The organism is Streptomyces sp. NPDC007905 (assembly GCF_042959345.1).
Taxonomy (GTDB): domain Bacteria; phylum Actinomycetota; class Actinomycetes; order Streptomycetales; family Streptomycetaceae; genus Streptomyces.
Genome location: NZ_JBIBKS010000038.1, coordinates 48,886 through 57,867, shown reverse-complemented (window position 1 = coordinate 57,867; position 8,982 = coordinate 48,886). Strand labels below are relative to the sequence as shown.

8 protein-coding genes and 1 riboswitch are annotated in these 8,982 nt (G+C 70.6%); of the genes, 7 read left to right on the top strand and 1 reads right to left on the bottom strand.

The features are described 5' to 3' along the window. From ACFZDC_RS39000 to ACFZDC_RS38980, 5 genes are all read left to right on the top strand, one after another. Positions 1 to 394, top strand: a 394-nt coding sequence (locus tag ACFZDC_RS39000) for a flavodoxin-dependent (E)-4-hydroxy-3-methylbut-2-enyl-diphosphate synthase (RefSeq protein WP_391331462.1), incomplete at its 5' end; no start/stop codon positions are given. Positions 395 to 433: 39 nt separating this feature from the next. Continuing rightward, entirely contained in the window at positions 434 to 2,335 is a 1,902-nt protein-coding gene (gene dxs, locus ACFZDC_RS38995) for a 1-deoxy-D-xylulose-5-phosphate synthase (protein WP_391331461.1), read from the top strand. Beyond that, a complete protein-coding gene (locus ACFZDC_RS38990; protein WP_391331459.1) occupies positions 2,332 to 3,717 on the top strand; it encodes an aminotransferase class III-fold pyridoxal phosphate-dependent enzyme in 1,386 nt (461 codons plus the stop codon). The genes dxs and ACFZDC_RS38990 overlap by 4 nt, the downstream gene beginning before the upstream one ends. A gap of 71 nt (positions 3,718 to 3,788) precedes the next feature. Continuing rightward, entirely contained in the window at positions 3,789 to 4,403 is a 615-nt protein-coding gene (locus tag ACFZDC_RS38985) for a helix-turn-helix domain-containing protein (RefSeq protein WP_391331457.1), read from the top strand. Then, positions 4,400 to 4,522, top strand: coding sequence for a DUF6126 family protein (locus ACFZDC_RS38980; protein ID WP_391331455.1), 123 nt, complete (start codon positions 4,400 to 4,402; stop codon positions 4,520 to 4,522). Before ACFZDC_RS38985 ends, ACFZDC_RS38980 begins: the two co-directional genes overlap by 4 nt. A 6-nt stretch (positions 4,523 to 4,528) precedes the next feature. Here the strand turns inward: ACFZDC_RS38980 and ACFZDC_RS38975 are convergent, their stop codons facing one another. Continuing rightward, complete coding sequence (locus ACFZDC_RS38975; RefSeq protein ID WP_391331453.1) at positions 4,529 to 5,326, bottom strand: tyrosine-protein phosphatase; 798 nt, start codon at positions 5,324 to 5,326, stop codon at positions 4,529 to 4,531. 172 nt (positions 5,327 to 5,498) lie between these two features. Here ACFZDC_RS38975 and ACFZDC_RS38970 point away from each other — a divergent pair, with 172 nt between their 5' ends. Then, the gene (locus tag ACFZDC_RS38970) at positions 5,499 to 7,583 is read left to right on the top strand and encodes an alpha-galactosidase (RefSeq protein ID WP_391331471.1); all 2,085 of its coding nucleotides are present in this window, start codon (positions 5,499 to 5,501) and stop codon (positions 7,581 to 7,583) included. A 303-nt stretch (positions 7,584 to 7,886) separates the two neighbouring features. Next, positions 7,887 to 8,052, top strand: a riboswitch (cyclic di-AMP (ydaO/yuaA leader). A 2-nt stretch (positions 8,053 to 8,054) separates the two neighbouring features. Beyond that, positions 8,055 to 8,963, top strand: coding sequence for a peptidoglycan DD-metalloendopeptidase family protein (locus ACFZDC_RS38965; protein WP_391331452.1), 909 nt, complete (start codon positions 8,055 to 8,057; stop codon positions 8,961 to 8,963). The last annotated feature ends 19 nt before the right edge of the window (positions 8,964 to 8,982 follow it).

Here is an 8,982-nt window from a genome sequence, read left to right as displayed (position 1 = left end):
GGGCATCGGCGACACCATCCGCGTCTCCCTCTCGGCCCCGCCCGCCGAGGAGGTCAAGGTCGGCATCCAGATCCTCGAGTCGCTGAACCTGCGCCAGCGCGGCCTGGAGATCGTCTCCTGCCCGTCCTGCGGCCGCGCCCAGGTCGACGTCTACAAGCTCGCCGAAGAGGTCACCGCCGGTCTCACCGGAATGGACGTCCCGCTGCGCGTCGCCGTCATGGGCTGTGTCGTCAACGGTCCCGGCGAGGCCCGCGAGGCCGACCTCGGCGTCGCCTCCGGCAACGGCAAGGGCCAGATCTTCGTCAAGGGCGAGGTCATCAAGACGGTCCCCGAGTCCAAGATCGTGGAGACCCTCATCGAGGAGGCCATGAAGCTCGCCGAGCAGACGAAGTGAGTTGGGGAAGACACGGCACGGACCGAGAGGGGGCCCAGCGTGACGATTCTGGAGACCATCCGGGGACCACGCGACCTGAAGGCGCTGTCCGAGGCGGAACTCGGTGAACTGTCCGAGGAAGTACGTGAGTTCCTGGTGCACGCGGTGTCGAGAACCGGCGGTCATCTAGGGCCCAATCTGGGAGTGGTGGAACTTGCCATCGCGCTCCACCGGGCCTTCGAGTCACCGGTCGACCGCATCCTGTGGGACACCGGGCACCAGAGCTATGTGCACAAGCTGCTGACCGGGCGTCAGGACTTCTCCAAGCTGCGCGGCAAGGGGGGCCTGTCGGGCTATCCCTCGCGTGAGGAGTCCGAGCACGACGTCATCGAGAACAGTCATGCCTCCACCGCCCTGGGCTGGGCCGACGGCCTCGCCAAGGCCAACCAGGTGCGGGGGGAGAAGGGCCATGTGGTCGCGGTCATCGGCGACGGTGCGCTGACCGGCGGCATGGCCTGGGAGGCGCTGAACAACATCGCGGCCGCCAAGGACCGGCCGCTGATCATCGTCGTCAACGACAACGAGCGGTCGTACGCCCCGACCATCGGGGGCCTCGCCAACCACCTGGCCACCCTGCGCACCACCGACGGCTACGAGAAGGTCCTCGCCTGGGGCAAGGACGTCCTCCTGCGGACTCCGGTCGTCGGCCACACCCTCTACGAGTCCCTGCACGGCGCGAAGAAGGGCTTCAAGGACGCCTTCGCCCCGCAGGGCATGTTCGAGGACCTGGGCCTGAAGTACGTCGGCCCGATCGACGGCCACGACATCGGCGCCGTCGAGTCCGCGCTGCGCCGGGCGAAACGCTTCCACGGGCCGGTCCTGGTCCACTGCCTCACGGAGAAGGGCCGCGGTTACGAACCCGCCCTCGCCCACGAGGAGGACCACTTCCACACCGTCGGCGTGATGGACCCGCTCACCTGCGCACCGCTCACGCCGTCCAACGGGCCCTCCTGGACCTCGGTGTTCAGTGACGAGATCGTCAGGATCGGGGAGGAGCGGGAGGACGTCGTGGCGATCACGGCGGCCATGCTGCATCCCGTGGGGCTCGGCGCGTTCGCCGAGCGCTTCCCCGACCGGGTGTGGGACGTGGGCATCGCCGAGCAGCACGCGGCCGTGTCCGCGGCAGGACTCGCCACCGGCGGGCTGCACCCGGTCGTCGCCGTCTACGCCACGTTCCTCAACCGCGCCTTCGACCAGCTGCTGATGGACGTGGCCCTGCACCGGTGCGGGGTCACCTTCGTGCTGGACCGGGCCGGCGTCACCGGTGTCGACGGGGCTTCCCACAACGGCATGTGGGACCTGTCCGTCCTCCAGGTCGTACCGGGCCTCAGGATCGCCGCGCCGCGCGACGCCGAGCAGTTGCGCGCCCAGCTGCGCGAGGCCGTCGCCGTGGACGACGCGCCCACCCTGGTCCGCTTCCCCAAGGAGTCGGTGGGGCCGGAGATCCCGGCGATCGACCGCGTCGGCGGCATGGACGTCCTGCACCGTGCCGAGCACGCCGAGGTGCTCCTGGTGGCCGTCGGCGTGATGGCACCGGTGTGTCTGCAGGCCGCCGAGCTGCTGGCGGCGCGCGGCATCGCGTGCACGGTGGTGGACCCCCGGTGGGTCAAGCCCGTCGACCCGGCGCTGCCGGGCCTGGCCGCGGCGCACCGCCTGGTGGCCGTGGTGGAGGACAACAGCCGGTCCGCCGGCGTCGGTTCGGCCGTGGCGCTCGCGCTCGGTGACGCCGACGTGGACGTGCCCGTACGGCGGTTCGGCATCCCGGAGCAGTTCCTCGCGCACGCCAAGCGCAGCGAGGTGCTGGCCGACATCGGCCTCACGCCCGTCGAGGTCGCCGGCCGGATCGGCGCGAGCCTGGCCGTCAAGGACACGGGGGGCACAGTCAAGGAGAGAGCTGAATGACCACCGAGTTCGACCTCGGCGCCCTCCTCGCCGAGCGCGGGGCCGAGCGCTACGAGCTGCACACGAAGTACCTGAATCCGCAGCTCCCGCGCATGCTGCACACCATCGGTTTCGACAAGGTCTACGAGCGCGCCGAGGGCGCCCACTTCTTCGACGCGGACGGCAACGACTACCTGGACATGCTCGCCGGGTTCGGGGTGATGGGCCTCGGCCGCCACCACCCGGTCGTCCGCAAGGCGCTGCACGACGTCCTCGACGCGCAACTCGCCGACCTCACCCGCTTCGACTGCCAGCCGTTGCCCGGCCTGCTCGCGGAGCGGCTGCTCGTCCACAGCCCGCACCTGGACCGGGTGTTCTTCGGCAACAGCGGCACCGAGGCGGTCGAGACCGCCCTGAAGTTCGCCCGCTACGCCACCGGCAGACCGCGGATCCTGTACTGCGACCACGCCTTCCACGGTCTGACCACCGGCTCCCTGTCGGTCAACGGCGAGGACGGCTTCCGCGACGGCTTCGCCCCGCTGCTGCCCGACACCGCAGTACCCCTCGGCGATCTCGACGCGCTGGCGAGGGAGTTGAAGAAGGGCGATGTCGCCGCGCTGATCGTCGAGCCGATCCAGGGCAAGGGTGTGCACGAGGCCCCACCCGGCTATCTGCGCGCCGCCCAGGAGCTGCTGCACCGGCACAAGGCGCTGCTCATCGCGGACGAGGTGCAGACCGGCCTCGGCCGCACCGGCGACTTCTACGCCTACCAGCACGAGGACGGCGTCGAACCGGACCTGGTGTGCGTGGCGAAGGCGCTGTCCGGCGGCTACGTCCCCGTCGGCGCCACCCTCGGCAAGGACTGGATCTTCAAGAAGGTCTACTCGTCCATGGACCGCGTGCTGGTCCACTCGGCGAGCTTCGGGTCCAACGCCCAGGCGATGGCGGCGGGTCTTGCCGTGCTGTCGGTCATGGAGAACGAGCAGATCGTCGCCGGAGTGCGCAGGACGGGCGAGCTGCTGAAGTCCCGGCTCACCGCGCTGATCGACACGTACGAGCTGCTCGCCGACGTCCGCGGCCGGGGCCTGATGATCGGCATCGAGTTCGGAAAGCCCAGCTCGCTGAAGCTGCGCGGCCGCTGGACCATGCTCCAGGCCGCGCGCAAGGGCCTGTTCGCCCAGATGGTGGTCGTACCGCTGCTGCAACGCCACCGGATCCTCACCCAGGTCTCCGGCGACCACCTGGAGGTGATCAAGCTCATTCCGCCGCTGGTGGTCGACGAGGCGGACGTGGACCGGTTCGTGGACGCCTTCACGGCGGTGATGGACGACGCCCACACCGGCGGCGGACTGATGTGGGACTTCGGCAAGACCCTGATCAAGCAGGCGGTGGCCAACCGCTAGCGCGACCCCCCGTCCTTTGCCTCTGAGGCAATAAATTTGCCGCAGAGGCAAATGCCCGGCTCAATGGAGACATGAACGCTCCTCCCGAGCCGGAGCCCGGCGACGAGCTGCCCGCCGTCGCCCCGCAGCTCCGCGCCCTGCGCCGACGCGCCGGCCTCACCCTGGAGGCCGCCGCCCGGTCCGCCGGGCTCTCGGCCGCCCACCTCTCCCGGCTGGAGACCGGGCAGCGTCAGCCCTCCCTGCCGATGCTGCTCGCGCTCGCCCGTATCTACGGTACGACCGTCTCGGAGCTGCTCGGCGAGACGGTCGCCGACCGGGACGCGATCGTGCGCGCCGCCGACATGGAACCGACCCACGCGGGTGGCTGGACCTACGTCCAGGCCGGAGCCCCCGGGCGCGGCATGCAGGCGCTGCGCGTCCGGGTGCCGTACGGCACCCAGGGCGACATCGTGCGCGTCCACCCCGGCGAGGAGTGGCTCTATGTGCTGAAGGGACGGCTCAGACTGCGCCTGGGGGACGCCGCGCATCTGCTCGCGCCCGGCGACAGCGCGCACTTCGACTCGCTCACCCCGCACCGCCTCGCCGCCGAGGATCACGACGGCGTGGAGCTGCTGTTCGTTCACACCCTGCTGCAGAGTCCCACGGCCACGCTGTGCCTGGGCCCCCTGACTGGAGAGCTGCCATGAGCAACTTCGAGGAGAAGTTCCCCCGCTCGCTGTGGATCCGGCTGATCATCTACATCGCGGTCGGCCACCTTTTCGCCGCGTTCCTCTACCTGCTGTTCACGGTGGGCGCCAAGGGCTGAGGGCCCTCAGTCCACAAGGCGCTCGCGCAGCCGCTCCCGGGTCTCGGGGCTGAGCCCGAGACCCTGTTCGAAGTAGGCGTCGACCCCGCCCCACGTGTCCTCGATGCTCTGGAACGCCGCCGACAGGTACTCGGCCCGCGCGTCGAAGAGCGGGCTCAGCAGTTCCATGACCTCCGGCGTGTACGCGGTGTCCGGGTTGCCGTTGCGGCGCACCTTGTAGCGGCGGTGCTTGGCGTTGGACTCCAGGTAGTCGGCGATGATCGCCTCACGTTCCACGCCCACGGCGAGGAGCGTGACGGCTATGGAGATGCCCGCGCGGTCCTTGCCGGCCGCGCAGTGCATCAGCGCCGGCACGCTGTCCCCGGCCAGCGCGTGCAGCACCCGGGAGTGCTCGGCGGTGCGCTCCGTGACGATCGTCCGGTACGAGGCGACCATCCGGCCCGCCCCCTTGCCGTCCGCGAGGATCGAGCGAAGCTGGTCGAGGTCGCCGTCGCGGACCATCTTCCAGAACTCGGCGCCGTCCGCCGGGTCGCTCAGCGGCAGGTTCACGTTCCGCACGCCGGGCAGCTCGACGTCCGGGCCCTCCAGCTTCTGGTCGGCCGCGTTGCGGAAGTCGAAGACCGTGTGCAGGCCCAGGGAGGCGAGGAAGGCCGCGTCCTTCTCGGTCGCGTGCGCGAGGTGGCCGCTGCGGAACAGCACTCCGTGGCGCACCCGCCGTCCGTCCACGGTCGGCAGCCCGCCCACGTCACGGAAATTGCGGACTCCGGCCAGCTCGGGTTCGGTCGACGGGACCTGCTGCGTCACGGGTGCTCCTTTCAGTCGGCCCCGCCGGCGCGGCTCGTCGACGGGCGCTGCGTCGACCATACGACATCGATTTCCTCGGGCAATGAGTTGTCCACAGGCGTTGCCACCAGGGGGCGACGGGCCTAATGATGTTCGCACTTGAGCGGATCTGTTGGCACCTGTGAGGTTCTCGATGGTGGACATCGCCGAAAACGGTCGTACGTGGCTCCTGTCGGGGCCCACCAGCAGCTATGCGCTGCATCTGACCGATACGGACGAGCTGCTGCACCTCCACTGGGGGCCACGGATCGCGCTCGCCGACGCCGAGGCGCTCGCGGTGAACCCGCTGCCCGCCTACTGGCCCTTCGAGTCCCCGCTCGACGGCCGCGAGGAGTACCCCGTCGAGGGCGGTCCCCGCTTCGTCCGCCCCGCCCTGTCCGTGCGCACCGAGGAGCGGCGCGGCACCGAGTGGCGCCTCGTGTCGTACGACACCGAGGGCGGCGCCGACGGCGACCAGCTGCGGCTGCGCTTCGACGACGACGGCATGGCGGTCACCCTGCACTACCGGATGCGCGGGGACGTCGTGGAGCGCTGGGTGACCGTGGCCAACGGCGGGCACGCGCGCGTGGAGCTGCTGCGCGCCGACGCCGCCACCTGGACCCTGCCCGACCGCGAGGGCTGGCGGCTGTCCCAGCTGCACGGCCGCTGGGCCGCCGAGTCCCTGCTCACCACCGCCCCCCTCACCCACGGTGAGAAGGTCATCGGCAGCCGCCGCGGCCACACCGGCCACCAGCACCTGCCCTGGGTCGCGCTGGACACCGACGCGACCGAGGAGCGCGGCGAGGTCTACGGCTGCGCGCTCGGCTGGTCCGGCTCCTGGCGCATCGCCGTCGCCCAACTCCCGGACGCGCGCGTGCAGATCACCGGCGGCGCGGGCTACGACGACTCGGGCCTGCTGCTCCTGGAGCCGGGGCAGTCGTACACCACACCCGTCTTCGCGGGCCTGTGGAGCGACGGCGGCTTCGGTGGGGCCAGCCGCACCTGGCACGCCTACCAGCGGGCGTACGTCATCCCGGACGCGGACCGGGACCGGCCGGTGCTGTTCAACTCCTGGGAGGCGACCAACTTCGACATCTCCGAGCAGCAGCAGACCGCCCTCGCCCGGCGGGCCGCCGCGATCGGCGTCGAGCTGTTCGTGGTGGACGACGGCTGGTTCGGCGCCCGCACCAGCGACCGGGCCGGTCTCGGCGACTGGACGCCCAACCCCGACCGCTTCCCGCACGGCCTCAAGCCCCTCGCGGACCAGGTGCACGGCCTCGGCATGCAGTTCGGCATCTGGGTCGAGCCCGAGATGGTCAACCCCGACAGCGAGCTCTACCGCGCCCACCCCGACTGGGTGCAGCACCAACCGGGGCGAAAGCGGACGGAACTGCGCAACCAGCTCGTCCTCAACCTCGCTCGCGAGGACGTTCAGGAATACCTCTGGAGGCAGCTGGACACCCTCCTGTCCAGCGCCCCGATCGACTACGTGAAGTGGGACTTCAACCGCTGCTTCACCGACGCCGGCTGGCCCGGGGAGCCGTACCCGCAGCGCCTGTGGGTCGACCACGTCCGCGCCCTGTACGCCCTGCTGGACCGGCTGCGCACCGCCCACCCCCAGGTCGCCTTCGAGTCCTGCTCGGGTGGCGGCGGCCGGATCGACCTCGGCGTGCTCAGCCGCACCGACCAGGTGTGGACCTCCGACAACACCGACCCGCTCGACCGGCTCGCCATCCAGCACGGCTTCAGCCAGATCCACCCCGCGCGGGTCATGGCCGCCTGGGTCACCGACAGCCCGAACACCCAGCTCAACGGGCGGGTCAGCCCGTTGCGGTTCCGCTTCGTCAGCTCGATGGCCGGGGTGCTCGGCGTCGGCGGCGACCTCACCGAGTGGACCGAGGAGGAGCTGTCCGAGGCCCGGCAGTGGGTGGAGCTCTACAAGGAGATCCGTCCGGTCGTCCAGCGCGGCGAGCTGTACCGGCTGCGGCCCCCGACGGGTGGCCTGAGCGCCGTCCAGTACGTGCTCGGGGGTGAGACCGCGGTCCTCGTCTGCCTCCAGGCGCAGAGCTACGGTGAGCCGGTGCCGGCGCTGCGGCTGCGCGGACTCGACCCGGCAGAAGCGTACGAATGCCGCGAAACGGGCGAGGTCCACCGGGGAGCGGTCCTGCTGCACCACGGTCTGCGCACCGGACTGAAGGGTGACCTGGATGCGAAAGTTATCCGGCTGCGCCGTATCTGAGGCTTCTGACCGAATTGCAGCCTTCATTGCAACTCGCTCTGGAATAGCACGGCATGGGGAGGCGGTGCGTGAGGAGCGTCATATTCGTGACCGTGTGTCGCGCGTCATGTGCACGTAATTCCCGTGGCGGCGGGGGTAATTGAAAGGGTGCAGGATTCGGGTATTCACGGAGGGTGACCGTACATTCCCGAATTCGATCAGCTGGAGCACTCACGCCGGGAAACTGCTGCTTGTCCGGGTGCGTCTCGCTCGCTTACGTTCGCCACCAATCCGGACGGAACGCCGAATCCTGCCGCCGCCCGGAGTCCCCACACACTTGACCCGTGTTCGGCAGGAGCGGGGGACCCACCAGGTATGACTGCCTGTCCCGGTCTCCGGGGCACAGGCTCGGGGTGCAGCCGCGCGTGGCGGCCGGGCAGCTCCAGCCCGAACCCGACAGCTCACCTCGCAGGCGCCGGAGAGGAACGAGCCATGCCCGCGAAGGGTAAGCACCGACGCCCGAAGACCCGGCGTCTCACCCGCTCGATCGCCGTCGCCGGGACCGGCGGTGCCGCATTGGCCCTGCCGCTCGTCGCAGCCGCCGGAGCGCACGCCGCCACCACGCAGTCCGTTGCCGGTAAGGCCGCGCAGTCCCTTCCGGCCGTGGACAAGACGGCTGAGAAGAAGGCCACCGCGCAGTCGAACGCGGGCGTGCGCAGCTACACGGTGAAATCCGGTGACTGCCTGGCGGCGATCGCCGACGAGCAGAACGTCAGCGGCGGCTGGCACCGGCTCTACGAGGACAACCGGCAGGCCGTCGGCGCCGACCCGTCGCTGATCCACCCGGGTCTGAAGCTGTCCCTCGGCGCGAAGGCGGCGACGACGCACACCGAGTCCGCCGAGCCCTCGCGGGCCTCCCGGAAGCCGCAGGCGACCCCGTCGGCCCCGGCGACCACCGCGACCGCGGCGGCGCAGACCCCCGCCCCCTCCACCGGCTACACCCTCCCGGTCACCGGCGCCACCATCGGCACCGGCTACCACGTGGCAGGCAGCATGTGGTCCAGCGGCTACCACACCGGCGTCGACTTCGTCGTGCCGACCGGCACCCCCGTCAAGGCCGTTGCCGCCGGCACCGTCGTCTCCGCCGGGTGGGGCGGCGCGTACGGCAACCAGGTCGTCATCAAGCTGAACGACGGCTACTACGCCCAGTACGGCCACCTCTCCCAGCTCTCCGTCTCGGCCGGCCAGACCGTGACCGAGGGCGGCCGGCTCGGTCTGTCCGGTGCCACCGGCAACGTGACCGGACCGCACCTGCACTTCGAGATCCGCACCACGCCCGACTACGGGTCGGACATCGACCCGGTCGGCTACCTCCGCTCGCACGGCGTCGCCGTCGGCTGACGACCACGCCGTAAACCTC